We start from the raw sequence: 26,945 nt of genomic DNA on the forward strand, positions 1-26,945 counted from the left end.
AAAATGCAGCGGAGATTAACATATAACATGTTCTTCGCTGCATTTTGCTAAAAGCTAAAAGCTAAAAGCTAAAAGCTAATACAACAGGTATTTCGCGCGGATCACTTTAAATTTTGCTAAGCCTGGTTCCCAGCTTTTGCGGATATCTGCCTCAGAAACGCCTTTCACGATCTGTTGCTGCAGTGTTGTATTACCCGCTACTTTGCTGAAGAATGGGATAAAGAATTTGTCTTTATCAGGGAATATCCGGTAGGCATCTATCAGCCATTTCAATTCAATTTTACGGCCTTTATGGGGTACAGTTTCCGGTACATTGCTCAGGTCATAACCATAACACAGCTGGTCTTTCAACACCGGGCTGGGATTGGAAGCACTGGCACGCGGGGTAAATGAAAAGCCCTGTTTGGGAAACAGTGGTGATCCATATACCTGGAAAGGCTTGTCGGTACCACGTCCCAGACTGAGTACTGTTCCTTCAAAAAAGCAGGTAGAAGAATACAGATTGATGGCGGCCATATTGGGCAAATTGGGAGAAGGTTTGATGGGCACGCGGTAGAAGGTCTGATGGCTATAGTTTTCGCAGGGGATCACTTTAATATCACATTGTACACCTTTGCTGAGCCAGCGTTCTCCGTTCAGCATGCGGGCATATTCACCAACGGTCATTCCATGTACAATCGGAATGGGCTGCATACCTATAAAGGAACGGTAAGCGGTATCGAGGATGGGGCCGTCAACGTAGTCCCCATTGGGATTGGGACGGTCCAGGATGATGAGCGTCTTTTTATTTTCAGCAGCAGATTCCATGAGTTCCTGCAGGGAAGAAATGTAGGTGAAGAAGCGGGTACCTACATCCTGTATATCAAAGATGAGGACGTCTATATCTTTCAGATCCGCTGCAGTGGCTTTGCGGTGCTGTCCGTATAGCGAAACAATGGGAATACCGGTAGCCGAGTCAATGCTATTGGCCACTTTCTCACCATGACCGGCATTGCCTCTGAAGCCATGTTCCGGGCTGAAAATCTTTTGAATTTTTATGTGGAGCTTCAACAGAGAGTCCACCAGGTGCGTTTTTTCAATGGTCGCAGTTTGGTTCACCATCATGGCTACCCGCTTATTTTTCAATAGCGGCAAATACCGGGAAGTCTGCGTGGCGCCTGGCAATACAAGGTCCGCATATTGAGCGGAGGTTTCAAAAAAGCACCCCGCCAGGAGGATGCAAATAAGTAGTATACGGTTCATACCGTTAAGATACGGCAAAGCTTTATTGGCTGCATCAAAAAGCGCGGATTATAGCAGCTTTTTGTATCTTGCGCGTAATTATTAACACTAAACAATTAATTTTTATGCAAGCTGTTAAAAACGGGGATACAGTGAAGGTGCATTACCATGGCCGTTTAACGAACGGAACTACCTTTGATTCTTCTGAAGGTAGACCGCCGCTCGAATTCAAGGTAGGTGCCGGTATGGTTATCAAAGGATTTGAGAATGGTGTGCTGGACATGAAAGTGGGCGACAAGAAAACCATTCATATCCCTGTTGATCAGGCATATGGTCCCAAAAGCGAAGAAATGATCATGGATTTTCCAAAAGAAAATATCCCGGCTGATCTGAATCCTGAAGTAGGCATGGAATTGCAGATGAGCAATCCCCAGGGCCAGGTATTCCAGGTGAAAGTAGCTGCTATCGGTGAAGAGTTCATTACCCTGGATGCTAACCACGCACTGGCTGGTGAAGACCTGGTTTTTGACCTGGAACTGGTAGAAATCGTATAATATTTAGGGATTTTTGATATCCGGATGTAGTGATCAACCGCATCCGGATATTCGGAAATCCCTAAATAATTGTTATCCCAATAAGTTGTTTGTTATTATTTATTTCTCCCCATGCGCCATTAATGGCCTTCTCCCAATGGTGTTTCCGGCGCCTCAAACGCTGATTTCATATCACGTAAACAATCTGCACAAAGACAACCACTAAACTTTTGCTGGATGAAGTATCGCTCTTCTTCCGATAAGGTTACATCCTGACATTGGCAGCGTAGAATAGTACCTACACGGCATTCGAAGCTGCGCTGACATCGCGGACAGGTTACTGTTTCATGATATGCCATGCATAAAAGTAGCCATTTTTTTGCATGAAAGCATGAAAGCATTTAGCCATTAGCTTTTAGCTTTTAGCAAATGCAGCGAAGATTAACATATCATGATCTTCGCTGCATTTGCTAAAAGCTAAAAGCTAAAAGCTAAAAGCTAAAAGCTAAAAGCTAAAAGCTATCTGCTGTATTCTGGCATTCTTCGCTGCAGTCACCATATTACGAAGCGCAGCTTCGGTTTCCGCCCATTTACGGGTTTTCAGTCCGCAGTCCGGATTTACCCAGATATTGCGGGCTGGCAACAGTTGTGCGGCTTTATGCAGCAATGCTTCCATTTCGGCCACTGTGGGCACTCTGGGAGAATGAATGTCATATACGCCGGGTCCCGTTTCATTGGGATACCGGAAATGTGCAAATGCTTCCAGCAGCTCCATTTGTGAGCGGGATGTTTCTATCGTGATCACATCGGCATCCATGGCGGCGATATGTTCAATAATATCATTGAATTCCGCGTAGCACATATGGGTGTGGATCTGGGTGGCATCATCTACTGTGCATACGGCAAGACGGAAAGCTTTTACTGCCTGTTCCAGGTATGCTGCACGCTGGGATTTGCGGAGTGGCAAGCCTTCGCGCAGGGCAGGTTCATCTACCTGTATTACGGTGATACCCGCATCTTCCAGGTCTTTTACCTCATCGCGGATCGCCAGTGCCAGTTGGAAAGCCGTTTGCATGCGGGGTTGATCGTTGCGCACAAATGACCACTGTAAGATAGTAATGGGGCCGGTAAGCATGCCTTTCACCGGTTTGCTGGTGAGTGATTGTGCATAGCGGCTCCAGGCGACGGTCATGGGTTCCGGACGTTGTACATCTCCGAAAATCACCGGTGGTTTTACACAACGGGTACCATAACTCTGCACCCAGCCATTTTGTGTAAATACAAATCCATCGAGTTGTTCGCCGAAATATTCCACCATGTCATTCCGCTCAAACTCGCCATGCACCAGCACATCGAGACCAAGATTCTCCTGGCGGTAAATGGTTTCAGTAATGGCATTGCGGATATCTGCATTGTATGTTTCCTGCGTAATAATTCCTTTTTTGAGGTCTGCGCGTAGCTGTCTTATTTCCGTGGTTTGCGGGAAGGAGCCAATGGTGGTGGTAGGAAACAACGGTAGTTGTAAAACACTGTGCTGTAATACCTGCCGGTGCGGGAAAATGCTGTGGCGCTGGGTATCTGCAGTAGTAATCTGTTTTATCCTGGCTTTTACATCCGGAAGATGTATGCTACTGGCCGTTTTACGGCTGTTCATCACTTTTTCGTTGTCGGCCGGTAAGGTGTCATCACCGGCGGCGATTTGCTGCAGCGCTATTACTTCGGCTACCTTCTGTTTCGCAAAAGCCATCCATTGTTTTACTTCCGGGTCCAGCGCTGTTTCATCTTCCAGGTTATAGGGGACATGGAGCAGAGAGCAGGAAGTGCCGAGCAGGAGACGATCTTCGCCAATTTGGGCGATCGCTTTTTTAATGAGACCGATGGAAACGGCATAATCATTTTTCCAGATATTACGGCCATCTACCACACCGAGGGATAGCAGTTTATCTTCCGGTAAAGCAGATAATACGGCATCCAGTTGTTCCGGAGCCCGCACCAGGTCGATATGCAGTGCCTGTACCGGCAACTGCAGGGCCAGTGCAGTATTATCTTCCAGGCCACCGAAATAAGTGGTCAGCAATATTTTTGCCGCAGGCAATGCCTGTCTGATGGATGAATAGGCCGTATGATAAAGCTCTCTGACAGCGGGTTCGAGGTCTGTTACCAGCGATGGTTCATCGAGCTGAATCCATTCTGCGCCTGCCTCTTGTAAAGCAGCAAGTAGTTGAATGTAGGCCGGCAGCAACTTCTCCAGCAACTGCGTATAGCCGACACCGGCGTCTTTTATTTTACCACTTAAAATAAAGGTAACAGGCCCGATCAGTACCGGTTTGGTCGTAATACCCAGACTGAGTGCTTCTTTGAATTCCTGCACGCATTTGGGATGATGCAGTGCATATTGTTGACTGGCTTCAAATTCCGGTACCATGTAATGATAATTGGTATCAAACCATTTGGTCATTTCCAGGGCGGTGATATCAAAATTATTTTTCTGGTAACCCCTTGCCATGGCGAAGTACAGCTCAGGACAGGTAGGGTTGGCAAATGTTTGTTGGAGGGCCCGGAAGCGGGATGGTATTACGCCCAGTGTTACACACATGTCCAGTACCTGGTCGTAATAAGAAAAGTCGTTGGATGGTATCAGGTCTATACCGGCTTCCTGCAGCAATGTCCAGTTTTCTTTTCGTAGCTGCCTTGCCGTTAGTTCAAGTCTTTCCAGTGAAATTTTTCCGGCCCAATAGTTTTCGCAGGCTTTTTTCAGTTCCCGCTGGCTGCCTATTCTAGGGTAGCCTGGAATGTTGGTAAGCATATATAGGATATATTTTATTCTTCACAAACCTATTATTATTGATCATTTGTTCGATCATTTGCATCAAATTCAGTTTTTTGTCTTAAAAAAGAAGTAAAAAAAAGAATAATTTACTTTTGAAGATATTGTGAGAGGTGGTAAAACAGAATAATCTACGGCAGGGGTGTATAGGTGATTTTCCTTAGGTTTGCAATATGTTTACAAATTACTCATATACGGTTGACAAACGCTTCATGCGTTATGTGCAAATAGATACGCAATCAGATCCGATGAGCAGCAGTTTTCCGACAACGGAAAAGCAGAAGGATCTGTCCCGCCTGCTGGTAAAGGAATTGCAGGAAATGGGCATTACGGATGCAGAGCTGGACGAGCATGGCTATGTTTATGCAACGATCCCTGCAAACACGGACAAAAAAGTACCGGTGATTTGTTTCTGTTCTCACGTAGATACTTCTTCAGACAGTAGTGGTACAGGCGTAAAGCCTATTGTACACCAGCAATATGATGGTGGTGACATTGCTTTGCCGGACGATGAAACAGTGGTGATCAGTGCAAAGGAGCATCCTTACCTGGCCAGTAAAAAGGGCGATGACATCATTACTGCCAGCGGCACCACCTTGCTGGGAGCAGATGATAAAGCCGGAGTGGCAGAAATCATGGATGCGGCCAATTACCTGATGACACACCCGGAAGTGAAGCATGGTGCTATCCGCATCCTGTTTACCCCGGATGAAGAAGTAGGTCGTGGTGTGGAGAAAGTGAATATGCAAAAGCTGGCAGCAGATTTTGGTTATACCATGGATGGTGGAGAGCTGGGTTCCCTGGAAGATGAGAACTTTTCTGCCGATGGTGCCAGGATTACCGTGTATGGCGTGAGCGCGCATCCCGGTGCTGCGAAGGATAAGCTGATCAGTGCTATTAAAATAGCCGGTGAAATCGTAGATGCGTTACCGAAAGACAGCCTCTCTCCTGAAACCACAGATGACCGCGAAGGTTTTATTCACCCGGTTCGTATACAGGGTACGGTAGAGAAAACGGAAATAGATTTTATTATCCGTGATTTTGAAACCGATCACCTGGAAGCGCATGAAACTTACCTGCGTCGTATTATGGACAAAGTACTGGATAAACACCATGGTGCAAAAGCTACTTTGAAAGTAACGGAGCAATATCGTAATATGAAAGAAGTGCTGGTGAAACACCCGGAAGTAACTGCCCATGCCGCAGAGGCCATACGCCGTGCAGGTGTACAGCCGCTGAGAATGAGCATCCGCGGTGGTACAGATGGTTCCCGTCTTTCTTTTATGGGATTACCCTGCCCGAATATCTTTACAGGGGAGATGGCCTTACATAGCAAGCATGAATATGTGAGCATACAGGATATGCGGAAAGCGGTGCAGACAATTGTATATCTGGCACAGGTTTGGGAAGAGAAGGCATAAATTATGCGGAAAACTTTCGCAAATATTTTCTTACTTTAACCGTTTATAGTAGTGTTCTACTTATGCACCCGTTAAAATATAGTTCATGTTGTTAGGTTTTATTACATTATTACAGGATTCTTTATTACGTCCTAAAGCAGATACTGTGGCACAGGGCATATCCGCTACCGCTGAGGCCACACCACAGATCCACCTGATAGACATGCTGATGAAAGGCGGTGTCCTGATGATTCCATTAGGTATCCTGTCGCTGATCGCAGTATATGTGTTTGTGGAAAGGGCCATCACCATTGCAAAAGCCGGGACGCTGCCTGATAACTTTATGCCAATGATCCGTGATCAGATCACCACTGGTAATATGCAGTCAGCGCGTTCATTGGCCAAAAATACTGCTGGTCCCATTGCACGTATGATTGAAAAAGGGATTCAACGTATAGGCAAGCCTATCGACAATATTGAGAAATCCATGGAAAATGTGGGTAAGCTGGAAATCTACCGGATGGAAAAGAACCTGGTGATCCTGTCTATTATTGCGGGAATTGCACCAATGTTCGGGTTTCTTGGTACGATTGCGGGTATGATCCAAACCTTTTTCAACATCTCTATTACGTCAGATATTACACTGGGTACCATTGCCGGTGGTATCTATGTAAAGATGATCACCTCTGCATCCGGGTTAATTATCGGTATCGTAGCCTTCATTGGTTATAGCTATCTGAATGCACAGATCGATAAGGTAGTAAATAAGATGGAAGGCGCTTCAGCTGAATTCATCGATATTTTGCAGGAACCCACCCGCTAAAACAAAAGATCATGAATTTACGCAGGCGAAATAAGAGACAGGTGGAAATGCACAACTCTGCACTGAATGACATCCTGTTCATTCTGCTGTTGTTCTTCCTTATTGTTTCCACACTGGCTAATCCGAATGTTATTAAGCTGTTGTTGCCCAAAGCCAAGAGCAACACCAAATCCAAGCAAACAGTAGTAGTAAGTATTAATGAGAAACGCGAGTTTTTTGTAGGTACCAACAAAGTACCGTTTGATCATCTGAAACAAGCCCTGGCTCCATCTATCGGCAATGAAAAGATAGAGCCTACGATTGTAATCAATGCCGAGAAATCAGTCCCCGTAGAAGATGTGGTGAATGTGATGGAAGTGGCCAGAGAAATGGGAGCCAAGGTGGTATTGGCAACAGCACACAAATAGCGATTTAGCTTTTAGCCATTAGCTTTTAGCTTTTAGTAAAAATGCAGCGGAGATGAACATATCTGATGTTCTCCGCTGCATTTTTGCTAAAAGCTAAAAGCTAAAAGCTAAAAGCTCCCTTCACCATCCTGTCTTTCCCGAACATATCCTGTTTCAGGACTACGTCTTTGAATCCCAGCTCTTCCATGAGGGTCATCACTTCTTTACCCAGTGCTTCATTGATTTCAAAGTAAAGCGCTCCGCCAGGGAGTAGTTTACTTTTTGCCATCACAGAAATATGGCGGTAAAACAACAGGGCGTCGTTGTCAGGAACAAAAAGGGCCAGGGAGGGTTCAAAGCCCCAAACCAGCTCCTGCATTGTTTTTTGCTCGCTTTGTGTAATATAGGGCGGATTGCTGACGATCATATCAAATTCCGGTAATGTGGCCAGCTGCGCGGGATCCAGTGCATCCAGCAGCAAGAAGTTAACATCCAGTCTTTGACGGGAGGCGTTGCTGCGGGCTACTTCCAGGGCGCCTTCACTTACATCTATTGCAGACACCTGTGCGTCAGGCAATGATTTTTTCAGGGCCAGGGGAATACATCCGCTGCCCGTGCCCACATCCAGCAGGTGCAGGCGATGGCGGTGTGCCGCATCCTGTACCATCCATTCTACCAGCTCTTCGGTTTCCGGGCGGGGAATGAGTACATTTTTATTTACCAGGAGTTCCATGCCGTAGAACCAGCTGCTACCAGTAATGTATTGCACCGGCTCGTGGCGCTGCAGTGCTTCAATAGCTGCTTTTAGTCGTTGATTCTGATCGGGGGAGAGGATTTTTGTTTTGTGAACAATGCGATCCAGTTTACTCATGCCCGTTAGGTATTCCATGATAATGTGCGCTATATTGGCGGCTTCCCGCTCCTCATATAGTTCACTGATGGCACCAGTAATATAGGTAAAGGCCGTTTGTATAGTCAATATAAATAGTTTAAGGAATATAACCGGAAAAATGCAAACCTGGGGGAGCGGCATTTTCCACTGGCTAAAAACGATACATTTGCAAAAATATTACATCGCTGGCGATTATGAATAGCACGTTCAATGAATTTTTTATGCAGCGCTGCCTGGAGCTGGCCGCTATGGGAGCAGGTCAGGTAGCACCTAATCCAATGGTAGGAGCTGTACTGGTTCACCAGGGGCGCATCATAGGAGAGGGCTATCACCGGCAGTACGGGCAGGCCCATGCAGAAGTGAATTGCGTTAACAGCGTTGCCGCAGAAGATCAGTCACTGATCCCGCTGGCAACCATGTATGTAAGCCTGGAGCCTTGTGCCCATCACGGCAAAACGCCGCCCTGCGCCGATTTGATTGTATCACGGGGAATTAAAGAAGTGGTGATTGGCTGCATAGATACGTTTTCTGCCGTAGCAGGTAAAGGCATTGAGAAGCTGAAAAAGGCCGCGATAACAGTGCATACTGGCATGCTGGAGGCAGAATGCCGGTATATCAACCGCCGTTTTTTTACTTTTCATGAAAAGAAACGCCCCTATATTGTACTGAAGTGGGCGCAGGCCAGTAATGGCATCATGGCCGCTGCCGATGGAGCACCCGTAAAAATATCCAATCCTTACAGCGACCGGCTGGTGCATAAATGGCGCAGTGAGGAGATGGGCATCCTGGTAGGTACCCGAACCGCTATCCTGGATAATCCCAGGCTGAATAACCGGCTGTGGACCGGCAAAGATCCGGTCCGCCTCATCATCGACCGGGAAGGGAAAGTTCCGCGCTCCCACCATGTATGGGATGGTAGCATTCCTACCATATTTATTACAGGCAACAGTACAGATACCCACGGGTTGACGGAAATCATGGAGCTGGATTTTACCGATATGCTGCCCGCGTTACTGAAACAGCTGCACCAGCGGCATATTCAGAGCGTTTTGGTGGAAGGTGGTCCTCATCTGTTGCAGCAGTTTATCGCAGCCGGGTTATGGGATGAGGCCCGCATTATAACTGGTACGGTTACACTGGCAGACGGACTGTCGGCACCTGTACTCACCCGGGCAATAAGTGTAGATACGATGCAGGTGAACGGCGATCGTATTGATTTTTATAATCCTGCGTAGTTTTCAGGTGCGCATTTTAAATGATATTGATGGAGGTTTATTTTACAATTGATAAAACAGCTGTAGCAGAGTTCAAGGACAGGGGCAGCAAATTTCTGGCATATGCCTTTCCTGTCAAAACCCCGGAAGAGGTAAAAGAAGCCCTCGGAGAAGTGAAAAAAGAACACCCCAAAGCTACACATCACTGTTATGCTTATCGCCTGGGTACGGCTGGTCTCCAGTTTCGTGCCAGTGATGACGGTGAACCATCCGGATCTGCCGGAAAGCCTATCCTGGGACAAATAGACAGCAAACAGATTACGGATGTACTCATTGTAGTAGTACGTTATTTCGGTGGCAGTCTCCTGGGTGTACCCGGACTTATTAACGCGTATAAAATGAGCGCTGCAATGGTATTGCAACTGATCCCCGTTATCCAGAAAAATATAGAAGCAAAATATCATCTCAGCTTTGATTACACCATCATGAATGATGTGATGATGGTGGTAAAACAAAACAACTGCACCGTGTTATCACAGGATTTGCAGTTATTTTGTGAGATGGAAATAGGTGTGCCTAAATCCGGCGAGGAGCTGTGCCTCCTGCGTTTGAAAGATATTTACGGACTGGATATAAAAAAACATAAAGCATAAAGCAAAAAGCTATCAGAGCGAATGATCATTCGCTTTGATAGCTTTTTGCTTTCCGCTTTATGCCTTTTGTCTAAAGATAGGAATCCATACTTATCAGGATCATCTTACGAATATTTCGATATCCCCATCTCCTGTGAAATATTTTTCCACGTTTACATAAAATTGACCTCGTTTTATGTATTTTTTCTTAAATTTAATTTTGTTAACTAACGTTTTTTATTAGCCCGTTTTTAGTGTTTTTATAACAGTATCCGTTCTTTTTATTCAGGATACATGCATGACCATATTAATATTAAAAGCCCCCTTGTTTATGTTACATACCATAACAACCGTATCTATTGCCGACAAGCAATTTAAACAATTCCATTCCCTGCGCCTGGAGCAACAATTACAGGGGCATCATCATTTTGAGCTGAAGATCGGTTACGACTGGCTGCAGGAACTGGGTCCAGGTATAGTATCTGCCACCAAAGCTTTCCTGGGAAAAGAAGTGAGTATCACGATCCAGGCCTATGAAGCATTACAACACTATGATCCGCTGATCTTTAATGGCATTGTGATGTCTGTCAGCTCCGGTAAGGAAAGCGATGGCACACATGGCTTTTGCGTGATCCGCGGATACAGTCCCACGATATTGCTGAATAATGACCCACATGTACAAGCCTTCGAGAACCAGGACCTGGCTACGATTGTGAATACCGCACTGAAAGCCTGTGGTCCCTACATTTCGCGTCCATTGGTAGACCCGGCTACGAGTACTTCCCTGAAATATATTGTGCAGTATAAAGAAACATCTTTTGACTTTCTGCACCGGATGTCGGAGCGTTTCGGCGAATGGTTTTTTTATAACGGACAGCAGGTTGTTTTTGGAAAATATCAACCAAGAGAAATATCATTGGTACACCTGGTAGACTTAATGAGCTTCGACCTGGAAATGAAGGTGCAGCCTAATAATCAGCACCTGAACGGATATGACTACCGCAGTAATAAGGTAGTGGATAATTCCACTTCTGCGCAGCCGGCAGGAAAAGTAAATGATTATACACAACATGTACAGGGGTTAAGTGAGAAGTTATACAGTAATCCTTCTCTGTATAAAATGACACACGCGTTTACCAGCAATGCAAAAGCAGAACTGGATACGCTGGTGACCCGGCAGAAGAAAGGCCGTATGGCGGCGATGGTGCAGCTGAAAGGCAGCAGCAGACATACTTCCCTGCGGGTAGGAGATCATATTGCTATCCAGGAAAATGTATATGCGAAAGATGATCATGGTAAATTTATGATCTGGGGTCTGACACATCATGTTACCGGCAACGGCGATTACTATAATGAGTTTGAAGGTATTCCCGCCGATGCTGCCGCACCACCCGTGAACCTGGAAAATATGCCTTTCTCCGAAGCACAGAGTGCCACCGTGGTAGACAACCATGATCCTAAAGACCTGGGCCGGGTAAGGGCCCGCTTTAAATGGCAGCAGCAGGGAATGACACCCTGGATGCGGGTGGTGTCTCCTCATGGTGGTGGCAGCAAAGGCATGTACATGGTGCCGGAAAAAGGAGAGGAAGTAGTCGTGGACTTCGAAGGTGGCAATCCGGAATTACCTTTTGTACTGGGTACTACCTATAACGGAGAAGGTAAGTCGGGTTTTGGTACTGCAGCCAATGATATGAAAGCCATCCGCACCCGCAGTGGTATTTCCATCTTATTGAATGATGCCGATGGCAGCGTTACCATTACAGATCCTGGTGGTAACCGCATTTTTATGGATGGAAAGGAAAGTATTGCCATTTCTTCCAAAACCAAAATGGATATTTCTTCCAAAGAAATTCAAATCAGTGCGGAAAAATTCACCATTGCAGCATCTGACTCAGGTACTTTAACTGCAACGAAAGGGATTTATATGGAAGGGAAGGAATCAGTTGTTGTTAAAGGAAAAGATACCCTGTTTAAAGGGGATAGCTCTATCACTATGCTGACGAAGGAGTTTCTTGCCAAAGGCAGTGCCACCGCAAATATTGCAGGTGATTCTGTTACCGTGAACGCCAGGAAAGATGTGTCGGTGAGCTGTACTGCCGACTTGGTAGTATCTGGCGGACTAGTGAAAATAAATTCCTGATTCCTTAATGCTAACTTATGACGACCTCACCTTCCATTGGGCAGGAATTCTATAAAGTAAGGGACGCCTGGGCCGTTGCTGATCAGCAAAAACACTGGAAACTGGCTATCTGGCTGGTACAATATGCAGATGTAGATATTATTGATAAATTCCTGGAAATTGAACGCACTGCTGTAGGTGTTTTCAAAGAGATTTTTTTTCGTTTTGATGCGCCCTGGAACGGGGATCATGAAGCCTGGGAGAAAGCGTTGTGGGAGGAATATGTAAGCTGGTTTGAGCCGATACCCGATTCGAAGTATGATGTTTACGGCGCATTGAAAAAGGACAGATTACTGAAACAGGATTATCAGCCAGACATGACGCTGGCACCATGTGTGCAGAGCGTATGGAAAGAATTACTTCGTTTTAAATCCTATATCACCGGTCTGGAAAATATTGGCTGTTGCATTTATTTTCCCATGCTGAGACYGGATAGTCCGGATGCCGGCGACTGGTACACCGATGTACTGAAGAAAGGTTTACCGGATGGCATTCGTCTTGTTACCATTGATATTGTAACAAACCCCAGGATTACCCTTTCCCCAAAAATATTAGCTGAACAGGTAACGTTGCTGCAGCCGCAGCTGGATATGGTGGCTGCGATAAAAAACGATATGGACAAAGGTGGCGGCAATTCTGATACTGTCAGCATCGATGCACGTTTCCGTAAACAGATCCGTAAAGTAATGGACTGCACCACGCAGCAGGATGCAGGCGTCCTGGATAATGAAATAACTGTGCTGCTTTCCCTGTGTAAAAAGATGGGTGGTGCCACACATGCCGTAGCTGGTTTGATGATAGCGGCCCAGGCGTATTTTATGATCCGGGAACCCAATAAGAGTGCTGTTTATGCAGATAAAGCCATCGTACAATCCAGACAGCTCATGGATGCCAGTGATCCGGCGGGGTATCCCACCTGGAAATCATGCGTCATGATAAAAGCAGCCATATTAGTAGGCAAAAAGAAGCGTAAACAGGCCATCGCATTGTATGAGGAACTGGCACATGAAGCGGCGGATAAGGGAGATGCATTCATGATCATGGAAGGCTACCGGCTTTGTGGTCACCTGTATTATGAACTGAGTCAACTGAATATTGCGTTTGAAAATCTTTTGCTTTCCCTTACCGGTGGCAGCTACCTGGAGCTGGAAGTAAGGCGTCAGTCTACTTTCCTGCATGCCGCCAGCATGGCAGTTCACCTCTGTGAAAAAATCAGAGGACCGGAAGATCTGAAAATATTACAGGACCAGTTACAGGAATTGCTAGGTGATGACTGGGCCACCCTGCTTCAATCTGAAGGCATGGATAAGGCCACTGTAAGACGTAAGTCCTCTCTTTTTGAATTTAACTAAATAGCCCACTCCCAACAGGGATCAAAGTAATATTACTATGGCTGCAGAAAATAAAGGCTTCGGAGCATTGTTTGCAGAAAAGAAAAACTCGCTGGACCATATACAAAAAGGAATGGCGAGCATTTTACCCTCCTTCCCGGGCATGCCCGCCGCGAAGTATTTTGACCTGGGCATAGGAATCGATTTTCATGATTCCGTATTTCCTCCTTCTCCCTTGTTACCAGTACCTCATATAGGAATGGTATTCGATATAATGGGCGCTATTATGGCGGCCATAGCCAGTGTGGTGCCACCACCGCCCGAACCGCCGGAACCGGAAGAAGGGAAAGAACCAGCACCTCAACCATTTTCCCTGGCGGCTACCGCGCAAATGCTGGTACATGCGTTAAGTCCTTCTGTAAAGGTGCATAACCAATGGATCGCCAACGCCGGCACTACCATTTTTCATTTGCCAGCATTCATTGCACATTTGCCTTTTCCCATCATAAAGCCTAAAGCGGCCTCGGAAATGTGGATGGGTAGTTCTACTGTGCTGGCAGATGGCGGCCCTTTTTCTACACAGTTTCACCCGGCGCTTTCCTGTAACCTGGTAGGACTACCGTCACCACCCCGTCTTAATAAAAAGAGTTCCGCCTTTGCATTGATGGCCCCCACTTCTGTGTTGCTCATTATGACCTCTGCCGGCAAACCTGTGCTGGTAGGCGGACCGCCAACGATAGACCTGTTTCAGCTGATGTTTAAACTTGGCTTGAAAGGCTTGTCAAAAGCAGCAGGCAAGATATTGCAGAAGGTGATTGATAAGATAGAAAGCCGCTTTCCGCGGTTGGCAGCCATTCTGCAGGACTTCAAATGCAAACATTTTGGTGAGCCCGTAGATGCAGCCAGCGGAAGAGTATTTTCCTCCAACATAGATTTTGAATTGCCTGGGCCCATTCCACTGGTATGGGAACGTACCTATTATAGTGATGCAGCAGTAAAAGGCCCTTTGGGTTATAACTGGCATCACACCTATAACATGCATGTATATGACCTTCAAAACGGCTATTTCAGCATACGACTGCGGGATGGTCGTGAAACCGTGATGCCGGTATTAGCAACGGGAGGTAGTTATTATAACAGAGGGGAAAAGCTATGGTGGCATCGTGACAACAGTGGCTATTACCTGGAGGATATTGCAAAGCAAACTTACAGATTTGCATCCAAACCTGCTCCGGACGGAACTTACCAGCTTTCTGAAATAAGGAGCGTAGCCGGATTTTGTATCCTGTTCCGTTATAACGGTAACGGCTATCTGCAACAGATCATTGACAGTAGCAACCGGTTGTTGCTGGTAACCACAGATGAGCAGGGACGCATTGAAAGAATTCATACCAGCAATGGCGCAGATATCATCAACCTCGTACGCTATACGTATGATGAAGATGGTAATTTAAGCAGTACCACCAATGCTTTGGATGTAAGTAAATACTTTTTTTACAAAGGACATTTATTAGTGCAATTAACAAATCAGAGTGGTCTGAATTTTTACTGGAAGTATGATGGCACAGGCGAAGATGCCCGCTGCATACATACCTGGGGCGATGGTGGTGTGTTGGAGTATCATACATCTTATGAAGTAGGGAAAACCACTGCTACCAATAGCCTCGGACACAGCACGGAATATTATTTTGATGAACAGCATCTCATCTATAAAATTATTGATGGCAACGGTGGCGTCACCATGCAGCAGTATAACAGCTACCAGGAGCTGGAAGTGATAGTGGATCCGGTAGGGAATACTACGAAAAACAGCTATGATGAATTTGGCAGAATAGAGAAAGAAGTAAATGGTAATGGGGAAGCGACCCTGTTTTCGTATGATGAGGAGCAGCGGCTGATTGCAGTTAAAAGTCCGGGTGGCAGGCGGTTGCGATGGAGCTATAATGAACAGGGATTGTTGGAGAAGAAAACCTTTGTGAATGGCAATACATTAAAGTATGAGTATAGCGGGGGAGATGTGGTCAGGATTGTTCACAGCAGTGGCCGCGCATTTGACCTGGCGTATGACTCGCAGCATAATCTCAGTGAACTGACTACGCCGGAAGGCTCGCAACTACATTGGAAATATGATGACCTGGGGCGACTGGTAAAAGAAACCAGCGCTACCGGTTACTGGTATACCTATCAGTATGACGCGGCCGGAAATACTATACAGATAACAGAAGCAGATAGTAATATCAATACCTTCAGCTATGATGCCGCCGATAATCTGATTGGCGCTAAGGATGGGCAACGGGAAGTGAATTTTACCTATGGTCCGTTAGGCATATTAACGGGGAGAAGCCAGCATGGCGTAAATGTTCGCTTCAACTATGATGCGGAGCTGCAGTTGCGTAGCATTGCCAATGAAGGAGGCGAGATGTACCGGTTGGAACCGGATGCGACGGGAAAAACCATTCACGAATGGGGCTTTGATGGCATACAACGCAGGTATGAGCGGGATGAAGCAGGGCGCATTAAAAAAATAATTCGTCCAGGCAACCGCAGTACAATGTATGATTATGATAGTGTAGGCCGGGTAGTGCGTGAAGAATTTCATGACGGTACTACTGCAGCCTATGGCTATGATAAAGATGGTTTGCTGACAGGGGCTTTTAATGAAGATGGCGAAATTACCCTGCAACGGGATGCTTATGGTCGCGTGACCAGTGAAATACAGGGAACGAATGAGGTGACGCATGAATACGATGAAGCGGGGGATCATTGTTTCACAGGTAGTAGTCTTGGTGCTGCTGTTAGTCTGCAATACAGCGTGGCCGGGTTTGTGGAAAAAATGAAAGCATCGAATGGCATATCAGATAACTGGACGGCCACCTGGGAGCGTAATCACAGCGGACAGGAATTGCAGCGGATGCTGGTGGGTGGGGTGAACGTACAAACACAGCGGGATAAACAAGGGCGGGTTATACGACGATCTATTGGCGTGGATAATACAGAGCAGAGCCGCATCCGTTACGAATGGGGGCAGTCGATGCAGGTACGCCGTATCATCAATGAATTGTCTGGAGTACAGACACAATTTGCCTATGATGAGTTTGATAACCTGGTGAGTGCTACCTATGCGCAGCCTGGTGATGTTGCTGCTATTGTTTACCGGATACCGGATAAATTAGGTAACCTGTTCCGTACACCGGCACGGAAAGATCGGGTATATGGCAAAGGTGGCCGGTTGCTGGAGTGTCCGGATTACTACTATCATTATGATGTAGAAGGCAATCTGGTGTTTAAAGAATTTAAGAATAATCATCACACCACTGCAGAAGATAAAAAGGCATATGCCAACGCCGCGGGGATAACACTCAAAGGCAGCCGAACTGGTTGGATCTACGAATGGAAAGGGAATAGTTTATTACACCGTGTGATTGCACCTGCAGGAGGTGAAATAGTATTTAGTTATGATCCTTTAGGGCGACGTATTGCCAAAGTCAATAAACGTAAACAAACAGTAACGCGCTGGTTGTGGGATGGGCATGTTCCTTTGCATGAATGGCAATATAAGGGTGATTATCCTCCCTATTTAGCAGCAACCGCCAATGGCGACCTGCAGGAAGAAAGGATACCGGTGGAAGATCTGGTTACCTGGATTTTTGAGGAAGATTCATTTGTGCCCTGTGCAAAAATTGTCGGAAGCGATTCATACAGTATTATTTCGGATCATCTGGGTACGCCTACCCACGCATATGATGCTTTTGGCGGTAAGGTGTGGGAGCGTGAGCTGGATYGCTATGGAAAAACGAGACAACTACACGGGGATAAAACATTTTGTAATTATCTTTATCAGGGGCAATATGAAGATGAGGAAACAGGACTGGCGTATAACAGGTTTAGGTATTATTCACCCGAAGAAGGGATGTATTTAAGTCAGGACCCGATAGGGTTGGCAGGGGGAATAAGATTGTACGGGTATGTTGGAGATCCGAACCGATGGGTAGATGTGTTGGGCCTGGCAAGAGAGATTGGTGTTTCTATGAATACTGCATTGACAGATGTTCCTGCCAGGGGAGTACATGTCAACGTAGCGGATGGAAGAGAAACAATGCACGTTGAAATTGTGGGAACACCACAGCTGGATAAAAAAGGAAAAATAATTCCTGATAAATATAACATTGAGTATAAACCAGCAGATCCAACAGCCACGGCAATTATGGGGAAGGATGCATCAAAATGGAATAAAATAACGGAAGCGGTAGATAAGTTTGCTGCTAATCCTAAGAATCGTGCTAAGCTTGCCGCGGTAGCAGATGCTGCGCATCAAAATTATCCAAATAACAAAAGAGATTTCGAAACAACTTCAAAAGCACTCAAACAGCATTAGCACTTATGATGGAATTCAATATTGATAAATTTATTCATTCGGGTAGTTTTTTTGATAAAGAAGGAAAAAAAGTTAATATAGATTGGCTCAAAGAAAACAGCGACAGTGTTTTTGGAGAGGAGGTACCTATGTATTACTTCTACCTGGAAGATTTTACGGTTTCTTTTGTTTATGATACTTTCTCAAATCAAATAACAGCGGAGCAGATAGAAATGCTGCGTTCGGCCGTATTAACAGCATTGACTGATTATACTGACTTTGTTACAAAATATGATGCGGAAATAGTGGCGATCTATGGGGATGAAGAAGAAACAGTCGTATTTATGCAGAGCGGCGTAAATGTTTATTTCAATACGGAAGAAGACGTCCAGCTGTTGACTAAAATAACATCGCAAAGCGATGCTTCCAGAAACCTGGCCATCAGCATTTTGGATAAAATCAGATAGCGATTGATAACGAATTAGCGAGTCATTACAATGGCATCAGAAGAAGATATACGCTTGTCAAAAGAATTAGTGAGCGTGCCGGCAGAATTGCCATCAGCACGGCAAGGACCAAACCGATGCCGGAGCATTTTATCTACGTTGTTGTAAAAGTGGGCGGCAGTTGGTTAATTGATGGCAAGAAGCGGGAATCTGTTTGGGAGAATAAATGGAAAGTAGGGTTGCTGTAGTATAACGGAGACGAATAAACTATTAGCGGGTAGTATAGGTAGCTAAATCAGCTGCATATACTACCCGTTGTTTATTATCTGCTGAATCTTTCACTTACTACCAGGTCTTTGCTACCGGCAGTATATTTATAAAATCCTTCTCCGCTTTTCACGCCTAAATAGCCTGCAGTTACCATGTTCACAAGCAGTGGGCAAGGTGCATATTTAGGATTGCCAAAGCCATCATGCAGCACCTGCAGGATGGAAAGACAAACATCCAATCCTATGAAATCGGCCAGCTGCAAGGGTCCCATCGGGTGAGCCATCCCCAGTTTCATGACAGTATCAATTTCTGCAACTTCAGCTACGCCTTCAAACAGGGAGCAGATAGCTTCGTTGATCATGGGCATCAGAATGCGGTTAGCAATAAAGCCCGGATAATCATTTACCACGCAGGGAACTTTCTCCAGTTTTTCAGAGAGCGCCACAATGGTGTTGGTCACGTCTTTATCGGTAGCATAGCCATTGATGATCTCTACCAGTTTCATGACTGGTACGGGATTCATAAAGTGCATGCCTATTACTTTAGCAGGGCGTTTGGTGGCTGCTGCAATTTTTGTAATAGAAATAGAGGACGTGTTGGTGGCCAGGATCGCGTCGGCAGGGGCATGTTGATCCAGTTCCTGGAATATTTTCAGCTTCAGCGAAATATTTTCGGTAGCTGCTTCCACTACCAGGGAAACGTCTTTTACGCCGGTAGCGAGATCTGTTTGCAGGGAGATGTTGCCAATCGTTTGAGTTTTAACGGCTTCTGTAATAGTTCCCTTGGTCACCTGCCTGTCGAGGTTCCGGGTAATGGTTTGTAGTGCCTTATCAAGTGCCGGGGCAGAAACATCTATTAAAGTAACGGCATAGCCGTGTTGAGCAAAGACATGCGCAATACCATTTCCCATGGTACCAGCGCCGATTACCGCAATTTTTTGCATGGTGTAGTGATTTGTCAGAATTGAATAAGCCACTAATTTAAAGAATTACCCGTTACGAACTAGTTGCTGTAACTATCGTCTTTCCTTTTAAAGTCGCCTCGCTTCCAGGCCTGGATAAATTGTGCCCATGCCAGCGGGTTAAAGATGTTCTGTGGTGGCGGCTGACCTGCATAGTAGAGGCTCTGTGCCTGTTTGTTGAGGTATTGGTTTACGCCTTCACGTCCATCAACAGGAGTGTAGCGGGCCATGGCACGGAGCCTGGCGTTGTTGGTATTTTTTCGTGCCACCTCATAGGCATCATCGGGGATGTCCATATTAGCGAAGGCACGTTCAAATTCTTCTTTTGAGAGATAGGGCTTGATGATGGTGACCGGGAGATAGGTGGTATCTTCTACCATCAGTTGTATCAGGGAGAAACTGTTTCCTTTGATATCTGGCGGTACCCGGTAGTTTTTATGCTTAAAGCCTACTGCGCTGAATGACAGGGTATCACCTTTAAACACTACGATGGAGAATATACCGGATCTGTTGGAAATGGTACCTCTGCCCTGACCTCTTACCAGTACGCTTACCGCAGGGATGGCCCGGAGGCTGTCTGCTGTCATGGTAATACCTGAAATCTGAATGACGCTGTCTCTGAATTCCGCAATCTGTGCTTTCAACAGGAAAGGAGACAAAAGGAAAACAATTATGAGTGACAGTATGTAGGATCTTTTCTGATGCATGCCGGCCCTAAGATATAAAAATTTAATTACGTGTTTCCATGCAGTTGATCAGCTGCCCAGAGAAATTGTAAATTAAATCCCAATTGGGTTAACTTTGCTGTCTGGATTCAAAATTAACAACAATTTATGATCACGAAAGAGCAGGTTTTAAAGGCCCTGAGCAACGTAGAGGAGCCAGATCTGGGGAAAGATCTCGTTACGCTGAACATGGTAAAAGATATAGAGATTGACGGCAACAAAGTAAAATTTACAGTCATACTTACCACGCCGGCATGTCCGTTAAAGGACCTGATCAGGAATGCCTGTGTGAATGCTATTCACATGATAGTGAGCAGGGATGCGGAAGTGGAAGTAGTGATGACCGCCAATGTGAGTACCAAAAGAACAAGCGGACAAGGTGTACTGTCTAATGTGAAGAATATTATAGTGGTGGCTTCCGGTAAAGGAGGCGTGGGTAAATCCACTGTGGCGGCCAATCTGGCCCTGGCATTGGGTAGGGATGGTGCTAAAGTAGGGTTGATGGATGCTGATATTTACGGTCCTTCCGTTCCTATCATGTTCGGTGTACGTGGAGAAAGGCCACTGATGGTGAATGTAGACGGTAAAGGCATGATTCAGCCGATTGAGAAATTCGGTATCAAGGTAATGTCTATTGGTTTGCTGATCGATGAAAGACAAGCAGTTGTGTGGCGTGGCCCCATGGCCAGCAGCGCATTAAAACAGTTTATTACCGACGTATACTGGGATGAATTGGATTACCTGGTCATCGATATGCCTCCTGGTACTGGTGATATTCACCTGACCCTGGTACAAACCGTACCTGTTACCGGTGCAGTGATTGTTACCACTCCACAGGATGTAGCGCTGGCAGATGCTAAAAAAGGAATTTCCATGTTCCAGGGATCACAGATTAATGTGCCAATCATTGGTTTAGTGGAAAATATGGCCTATTTCACGCCAGCAGAGTTACCGGATAACAAATATTATATTTTTGGTAAAGAAGGCGGTAAACGCCTGGCAGAAGAACTGGAAATACCTTTCCTGGGACAGATACCACTGGTACAAAGCATCCGCGAAGGTGGTGATGCCGGTGTGCCTGCTATGGCCGGGGATGAGAAAATTATCCGTAAAGCATTCCTGGATGTTGCAGGTGCCGCCGCCCGTAGTATAGCGATGCGTAACGCCAACATAGCACCTACCAAGATCGTTGATATTATCGTTTAGAAAATTACGAATTATGAATTACGAATTACGGCGTTTCACAACAAACGTAATTCGTAATTTGTAATTCGTAATTTGTAATTCTTTCTTCAGATGTATACTCCAAAACTCACCAGGGAAACCAACTGGGATACTATTGCCGCTTTTATCAAAGAAAATGGTTTTGGTTTGCTGATTAATGTGGATGATGCCGGTGTACCACACGCCACTCATATTCCCATGACGCTGGTAGAAAAAACACCCGGAAATTTTGTGTTACATGGACACATTGCCAGGATTAATCCGCAATGGGAGTATTTCAGCAAGGGCGATACATTGGCTGTTTTTTCCGGACATCATGCCTATATTTCTTCTTCCTGGTATGAAAAAGAGAAAATCCCCACCTGGAACTATATGGCCGTGCATATTCACGGACAGATCAGGATACAGGAAGAGGCGGAAGTAATTGCTGCACTGGATTCCCTGATGGACCACTATGAAGCCGCATCTGCCTGCCCGGTGCATATTACAGATATTGATGATAAAACACTCGGGAATAATGTAAAGGCGATTGTTGGATTTGAACTTACTGTGAGAGACGTGAATGCCAATTATAAGCTCAGCCAGAATAAAAAAGATACAGATTATTACAGCGTAATTGCCCATTTACGGGCGTTGGGGGATGAAAATTCCCTGCGTGTGGCTGCAGAAATGGAAGCCCGCCGGGCAGCAGAAAAATAGAAGAATTATTTTATTTTTTGTTGATGCGCGTATTCGCAAAAAGGAATATCTTTAATTTATCTTCCTCATAAAAATTATGTTGGTAAACCACAACTACCACAGTGAATATTTAGAGTTGTTTTCAATTACAGGTAATCATAATATGTTTAAAGAAGCGTCAATACTTAAGTTTTACTTAACTTTGCGCCCCAAATTAACCGACTATGAATCRACAGGAATTGGTGAATCTGATTAAGGAAAAGCAGTCATACCTCTGTGTAGGACTGGATACAGACATACAAAAGATTCCAAAACACCTGCTTTCTCATGCAGATCCGGTGTTTGCCTTTAACAAGGCGATTATTGATGCTACCAAAGATCTTTGTGTAGCCTACAAGATTAATACGGCCTTTTACGAAAGTATGGGTATCCGTGGCTGGGAAAGTTTACAACGCACCGTAGAGTATATCCCTGCCGGTATATTTACAATTGCTGATGCCAAACGTGGTGATATAGGCAATACATCTACCCAGTATGCCAAAACATTTTTCGAAACCTATAAGTTCGACTCCGTTACCGTGGCGCCTTATATGGGAAAAGACAGTGTGGAACCTTTCCTGCAGTTTTCTGAAAAATGGGCCATCCTGCTTGGACTCACCTCCAATGAAGGCAGCCAGGATTTTCAGATGCAACAGATGGGCGATGAATTCCTGTTTGAAAAAGTACTGAAAGCCGGTGTGGAATGGGGTACACCAGACAACCTGATGTTTGTTGTAGGCGCTACACAATCTACCCAACTGGGATATATCCGTAAGCTGGTTCCAGATCATTTCTTCCTGGTGCCGGGCGTAGGTGCACAGGGAGGCAGTCTGGAAGAAATTTCTACACAGGCCATGAATAAGGATTGCGGGTTACTGGTAAATGCCAGCCGTGCCATTATTTATGCCGGTAATGGAGAAGATTTCGCAACAGATGCCAGAAATGTGGCCATAAAATATCAACAGGAAATGGCAGGATACCTGAATAAGATTGCTGCGACAGTATAAAGAATTACGAATTTCAAATTACGAATTACGGATTTGTGAGAAGATAGTAAACGCGAATATCTGCTTCGCTTATATCTACCCACAAATCCGTAATTCGTAATTTGAAATTCGTAATTCTTTACTTAAACACCGCGTTCTTTACTGTCCACCACGGCTTTACATCAAATACCAGTCTGCCTGCCACCACTGCAGGATCCCTGTTAACCAGAGATACTACTTCGAGACTGTCTTCACAATTCATAATTAAAATACCGCGCAGATCTTCATCGTTTCCAAAAGGGCCTGCCACAATAATTTTGCCCGCATCGGCCAGTTGGTGGATGTTAGCGAGATGATCACATTGGATTTTTGCTGCAACCGCGGTATCCTGGTCGCGTCTGGAGCCTTTCCGTAAAAAGACCATCCAGTACCTTTTTAATTCAGGGGTAGCGCCTGATTTGACTTTTGGGGGTAGCACCTTGAGTGCAACAGATTGTAATGGTGTGGGGTGAAATGATAACATCACAACGACTAAGAATCCCAATAGCAAAAGCGCAGGTATAACTTTGCTTGCCATAGCTCTCTAATTTGATGGAAAGGTACTAACTTGTCTCGAATTAACGCGTTTATAACAGCGAAGATTTTGCAGGAGACTGCATTATTTATGCAGCCACTATAGCCCCTGACAGCATTTTTTCATTACACCTGCCTGCTTCCCGCAACTCCGTAATTCGTAATTTCTTATATTGGGTATTAAACCTGTAGTTAATGCAACAAGATCTGTTTCAGTCACCCGATTACTTTGCCGTAGATGCTTTGCTGAAAGAAGAACACCTGTTGACCCGTGATGCGGTCAGACAATGGGTGAAGAAAGAAATATCGCCTATCATTGAAGACTATTGCCAGCGGGCCACTTTTCCCACGCAGATTATAGATGGACTCGGAGAACTGGGCTGTTTTGGTCCTACCATTCCAACAGAATATGGAGGAGGAGGAATGGACCACATCTCCTATGGACTCATGATGCAGGAGCTGGAGCGCGGCGACAGTGGTATCCGTTCTACCGCTTCGGTGCAGGGATCGCTGGTGATGTATCCCATTTTTACTTTTGGCAGTGAAGCACAGAAACGAAAATATCTTCCTAAACTGGCTACAGGAGCATTCATGGGCTGCTTTGGGCTCACCGAACCTGACCATGGCTCCAATCCGGCCGGTATGATCACCAACTTCACGAGCGATGGGGATCATGTAATACTGAATGGCGCCAAAATGTGGATATCCAATGCCCCCTTTGCAGACATCGCAGTAGTATGGGCAAAAGATGAAGCCGGTGTTATCCGCGGCATTATTGTGGAAAGAGGCATGGAAGGATTTACCACACCTGAAACGAAAGGAAAGTGGAGCTTACGTGCCAGCGCCACCGGTGAGCTGGTTTTTGATAATGTAAGAATACCTAAAGAAAATATACTGCCTGATGCAAAAGGATTAAAAGGGCCATTATCCTGCCTTTCTTCCGCTCGTTATGGCATCGCCTGGGGAGCGATAGGCGCGGCAATGGATTGTTACGATACGGCCCTCCGCTATGCGAAAGAACGCATCCAGTTCGGTCGCCCAATTGGCGGTTTCCAGCTGACACAGAAAAAGCTGGCAGAAATGATCACTGAAATCACCAAAGCACAATTGCTCAACTGGCGCCTGGGGGTATTGAAAAATGAAGGCAAAGCTACCCCTGCACAAATTTCCATGGCGAAACGCAATTCCTGCGAGGTAGCGGCCAATATTGCCCGCAACGCCCGCACCATTTTAGGCGGTATGGGCATTACCGGTGAATTTTCTGTGATGCGGCATATGATGAACCTGGAAAGCGTGATGACCTACGAAGGCACACATGAAATACATTTACTGATAACCGGTATGGACGTAACCGGATTTGATGCATTTAAATAGCTTTTAGCTATTAGCAGTTAGCTTTTAGAAATGCAGCGAATAGAAATGCAGCGAAGATAGCTTTCAGAAATGCAGCCATGAGCAGGCGCTTGCAGCTATACTGAAATGGAGATAACTTAGCGCCAACAGTTGAATTAAAAATGAACAAATTATTATTTGCAGGTATCCTGCTATGGGCTACTGCGGCTAAAGCGCAGCAGGAGCCTGTCTTGAAACTGGTGGCCTGTGAAGGCAAAGCACAAGGCACCTACTACATTGTGAAATATTTGTCTGCAGATACAACTTCGCTGCAACCGCGCATAGATTCTATCTTCCGCGTGATTGATCAATCACTTTCTTTGTATAAGCCGGGTTCTGTCATTAATCGTTTCAATGAAACCGGTCGGGTACAAATGGATGAACATATGCAGGCGGTGATAAAAAAAGCCCTGTTTACCAATAAAGCCACAGCAGGTCTGTTTGATATCACCGTTAAACCGCTGGTGTACCTGTGGGGATTCGGGGTGAGCAAACCATCCTTTAAAGGTGTGCCACCGCCGGATAGTATCAAAGCGGCGATGTCGTATATAGGTTCGCGTTATCTCCACGTAAAAGGGAATGAGTTGTATACTACAAAAAAAGGGGTGCAGATAGATTGTAATGGCATTGCACAGGGATATACCGTAGATGTGCTGGGTAATTTTCTGGCTGCGCAGGGCATAAATAATTACCTGGTAGATGTGGGCGGGGAGCTGTGCGCAAAAGGTCACAATCATCAACATAAAGTCTGGAGTGTGGGAATAGAAAGGCCATCGCCAGGTGATACCACTTATGAGCCCGTGCAGGGGCTGGTGCGGCTTCCGGATAAAGGCATTGCTACCAGTGGTAATTACCGCCGCTTTTTTGATCAGGGACGTACCCGTTTTGCACATACCATTCATCCGTTAACAGGGGTGGCATTGCACAATAATATTATCAGTGTAACGGTGATTGCAAAAGATTGTTTTACGGCAGACGCATTTGATAATCCGCTCATCTTAATGGGGGTAGAAAAGGGACTGGCTTATATTGCAGCACATGCGGAGTACGGACTGGAAGCTATTTACATCTATAAAGATAAAGAGGGTACTATTAAAGAGGCGTTTAGCAAAGGGTTTCAGCAATACATGGAATTCTGAAAAAAAATATCCCATCCGCTGGTTTAACGGATGGGATCCACTCTCACTTTTCTTTCTTAGAATATGGACAAAAGTGAGTCTTAGTTCAAATGGAACTTCAACCCAATATTTCCCTGGAGGGTATTGTAGCTGGTAATGTCGCCATATTTATACGGTGCATAATTGTAGCGCACATTCGCATTAAACATTACTGGTGAAGCCTTGCCAAAAGGAACGTTGATACCTATTTCGGGGCTTACGAGAAACTGCCAGCTGTTATTCTTTTCAACAAACTCACCCCAATATTTTTCATAATTCATATTTGCTGTACCTACGCCTACTGTTGCGTATGGGATGACTGCTGATCCGGGTTTGGTGAATGCATAACTCACGGTGGCCTGAATAGGGATCACCTGGAGTGTACGTGTTTGTACGGCGGATACATCCCCTTGTTTATCGGGATAAACAGCACGTGGGAGCTTCTGATAAAAGTCCTGGAATCCGAAACGGAGACCCACTGACCATTGATCATTCAGCATATATTGTAATCCTGCACTCCAGCCACGGAAGCTGGTTTTGTCGGTATAATCTTTCAGTGAGCCAAATGGCTGTGCGATGGAATAGTTGATATCCACTGATAATGGTGGACGAACCTGTGCAGATACTGTCTGCGCTGCAAAACATCCTGCAAAAATCAATATCCAGTTTATAATCTTTTTCATCTTCCTGTCAATTTAAAAG

The 26,945-nt window shown here is 45.5% G+C and carries 23 protein-coding genes; 15 read left to right on the forward strand and 8 right to left on the reverse strand.

Annotated features, from left to right (window positions below; translation table 11 throughout):
• Positions 1-75 precede the first annotated feature (75 nt).
• The gene (locus AC1DP6_RS05445) at positions 76-1,242 is read right to left on the reverse strand and encodes an exo-beta-N-acetylmuramidase NamZ family protein (protein ID WP_477053915.1); all 1,167 of its coding nucleotides are present in this window, start codon (positions 1,240-1,242) and stop codon (positions 76-78) included.
• Positions 1,243-1,346: 104 nt separating this feature from the next.
• Between AC1DP6_RS05445 and AC1DP6_RS05450 the strand changes: the two genes are divergently transcribed.
• Positions 1,347-1,775, forward strand: a complete 429-nt coding sequence (locus AC1DP6_RS05450; protein ID WP_133810109.1) for an FKBP-type peptidyl-prolyl cis-trans isomerase — start codon at positions 1,347-1,349, stop codon at positions 1,773-1,775.
• A 119-nt stretch (positions 1,776-1,894) separates the two neighbouring features.
• Here the strand turns inward: AC1DP6_RS05450 and AC1DP6_RS05455 are convergent, their stop codons facing one another.
• Together AC1DP6_RS05455 and metE are read right to left on the reverse strand one after the other, a co-directional pair.
• Entirely contained in the window at positions 1,895-2,113 is a 219-nt protein-coding gene (locus AC1DP6_RS05455) for a cysteine-rich CWC family protein (protein WP_477021804.1), read from the reverse strand.
• 146 nt (positions 2,114-2,259) lie between these two features.
• Positions 2,260-4,560, reverse strand: coding sequence for a 5-methyltetrahydropteroyltriglutamate--homocysteine S-methyltransferase (gene metE / locus AC1DP6_RS05460; protein ID WP_477053916.1), 2,301 nt, complete (start codon positions 4,558-4,560; stop codon positions 2,260-2,262).
• 194 nt (positions 4,561-4,754) lie between these two features.
• Here metE and pepT point away from each other — a divergent pair, with 194 nt between their 5' ends.
• From pepT to AC1DP6_RS05475, 3 genes are all read left to right on the forward strand, one after another.
• Entirely contained in the window at positions 4,755-6,002 is a 1,248-nt protein-coding gene (gene pepT, locus AC1DP6_RS05465; RefSeq protein ID WP_477053917.1) for a peptidase T, read from the forward strand.
• Positions 6,003-6,087: 85 nt separating this feature from the next.
• A complete protein-coding gene (locus tag AC1DP6_RS05470) occupies positions 6,088-6,804 on the forward strand; it encodes a MotA/TolQ/ExbB proton channel family protein (protein ID WP_441572244.1) in 717 nt (238 codons plus the stop codon).
• 11 nt (positions 6,805-6,815) lie between these two features.
• A complete protein-coding gene (locus AC1DP6_RS05475) occupies positions 6,816-7,211 on the forward strand; it encodes an ExbD/TolR family protein (RefSeq protein ID WP_133810104.1) in 396 nt (131 codons plus the stop codon).
• 100 nt (positions 7,212-7,311) lie between these two features.
• On the opposite strand, the gene prmC is transcribed toward AC1DP6_RS05475, so the two are convergent.
• A complete protein-coding gene (gene prmC / locus AC1DP6_RS05480; protein WP_477053918.1) occupies positions 7,312-8,169 on the reverse strand; it encodes a peptide chain release factor N(5)-glutamine methyltransferase in 858 nt (285 codons plus the stop codon).
• Between the two features lie 107 nt (positions 8,170-8,276).
• On the opposite strand from prmC, the gene ribD reads away from it, so the two are divergent.
• The 6 genes from ribD (at position 8,277) to AC1DP6_RS05510 (ending at position 18,259) form a co-directional block, all read left to right on the forward strand.
• Complete coding sequence (gene ribD / locus AC1DP6_RS05485; protein WP_477053919.1) at positions 8,277-9,317, forward strand: bifunctional diaminohydroxyphosphoribosylaminopyrimidine deaminase/5-amino-6-(5-phosphoribosylamino)uracil reductase RibD; 1,041 nt, start codon at positions 8,277-8,279, stop codon at positions 9,315-9,317.
• Between the two features lie 29 nt (positions 9,318-9,346).
• Positions 9,347-9,949 (forward strand): IMPACT family protein, encoded by a 603-nt coding sequence (locus AC1DP6_RS05490; RefSeq protein ID WP_441572240.1) that lies wholly within the window; start codon positions 9,347-9,349, stop codon positions 9,947-9,949.
• 310 nt (positions 9,950-10,259) lie between these two features.
• Entirely contained in the window at positions 10,260-12,068 is a 1,809-nt protein-coding gene (locus AC1DP6_RS05495) for a type VI secretion system Vgr family protein (protein ID WP_477053920.1), read from the forward strand.
• Between the two features lie 17 nt (positions 12,069-12,085).
• On the forward strand, positions 12,086-13,459 hold the full coding sequence (locus AC1DP6_RS05500; RefSeq protein WP_477053921.1) for a hypothetical protein: 1,374 nt from the start codon (positions 12,086-12,088) through the stop codon (positions 13,457-13,459).
• A gap of 37 nt (positions 13,460-13,496) precedes the next feature.
• A complete protein-coding gene (locus AC1DP6_RS05505) occupies positions 13,497-17,813 on the forward strand; it encodes a DUF6531 domain-containing protein (protein WP_477053922.1) in 4,317 nt (1,438 codons plus the stop codon).
• Between the two features lie 5 nt (positions 17,814-17,818).
• Positions 17,819-18,259 carry a hypothetical protein gene (locus tag AC1DP6_RS05510; protein ID WP_477053923.1) on the forward strand — a complete coding sequence of 147 codons (441 nt, stop codon included), beginning with the start codon at positions 17,819-17,821 and terminating at the stop codon, positions 18,257-18,259.
• Between the two features lie 301 nt (positions 18,260-18,560).
• Here AC1DP6_RS05510 and AC1DP6_RS05515 read toward each other — a convergent pair whose 3' ends face one another.
• Positions 18,561-19,451 (reverse strand): 3-hydroxyacyl-CoA dehydrogenase family protein, encoded by an 891-nt coding sequence (locus AC1DP6_RS05515; protein WP_477053924.1) that lies wholly within the window; start codon positions 19,449-19,451, stop codon positions 18,561-18,563.
• A 59-nt stretch (positions 19,452-19,510) separates the two neighbouring features.
• The gene (locus AC1DP6_RS05520) at positions 19,511-20,176 is read right to left on the reverse strand and encodes a carboxypeptidase-like regulatory domain-containing protein (RefSeq protein WP_441572234.1); all 666 of its coding nucleotides are present in this window, start codon (positions 20,174-20,176) and stop codon (positions 19,511-19,513) included.
• 126 nt (positions 20,177-20,302) lie between these two features.
• Here AC1DP6_RS05520 and AC1DP6_RS05525 point away from each other — a divergent pair, with 126 nt between their 5' ends.
• From AC1DP6_RS05525 to pyrF, 3 genes are all read left to right on the forward strand, one after another.
• Positions 20,303-21,400: an Mrp/NBP35 family ATP-binding protein gene (locus AC1DP6_RS05525; RefSeq protein ID WP_441572233.1), complete on the forward strand. Its 1,098-nt coding sequence runs from the start codon at positions 20,303-20,305 to the stop codon at positions 21,398-21,400.
• Positions 21,401-21,490: 90 nt separating this feature from the next.
• Positions 21,491-22,117 carry an FMN-binding negative transcriptional regulator gene (locus AC1DP6_RS05530; RefSeq protein ID WP_477053925.1) on the forward strand — a complete coding sequence of 209 codons (627 nt, stop codon included), beginning with the start codon at positions 21,491-21,493 and terminating at the stop codon, positions 22,115-22,117.
• A 203-nt stretch (positions 22,118-22,320) separates the two neighbouring features.
• Positions 22,321-23,142 (forward strand): orotidine-5'-phosphate decarboxylase, encoded by an 822-nt coding sequence (gene pyrF, locus AC1DP6_RS05535; RefSeq protein ID WP_477053926.1) that lies wholly within the window; start codon positions 22,321-22,323, stop codon positions 23,140-23,142.
• Positions 23,143-23,260: 118 nt separating this feature from the next.
• Here the strand turns inward: pyrF and AC1DP6_RS05540 are convergent, their stop codons facing one another.
• Positions 23,261-23,698: a YciI family protein gene (locus tag AC1DP6_RS05540; protein ID WP_477053927.1), complete on the reverse strand. Its 438-nt coding sequence runs from the start codon at positions 23,696-23,698 to the stop codon at positions 23,261-23,263.
• A 191-nt stretch (positions 23,699-23,889) separates the two neighbouring features.
• On the opposite strand from AC1DP6_RS05540, the gene AC1DP6_RS05545 reads away from it, so the two are divergent.
• Together AC1DP6_RS05545 and AC1DP6_RS05550 are read left to right on the forward strand one after the other, a co-directional pair.
• The gene (locus tag AC1DP6_RS05545; RefSeq protein WP_477053928.1) at positions 23,890-25,068 is read left to right on the forward strand and encodes an acyl-CoA dehydrogenase family protein; all 1,179 of its coding nucleotides are present in this window, start codon (positions 23,890-23,892) and stop codon (positions 25,066-25,068) included.
• Between the two features lie 140 nt (positions 25,069-25,208).
• A complete protein-coding gene (locus AC1DP6_RS05550) occupies positions 25,209-26,225 on the forward strand; it encodes an FAD:protein FMN transferase (protein ID WP_477053929.1) in 1,017 nt (338 codons plus the stop codon).
• A gap of 80 nt (positions 26,226-26,305) precedes the next feature.
• Here the strand turns inward: AC1DP6_RS05550 and AC1DP6_RS05555 are convergent, their stop codons facing one another.
• Positions 26,306-26,926, reverse strand: a complete 621-nt coding sequence (locus tag AC1DP6_RS05555) for an outer membrane beta-barrel protein (protein WP_477053930.1) — start codon at positions 26,924-26,926, stop codon at positions 26,306-26,308.
• Positions 26,927-26,945: the final 19 nt, after the last annotated feature.

It is taken from the genome of Chitinophaga sp. 01L420 (assembly GCF_056399985.1).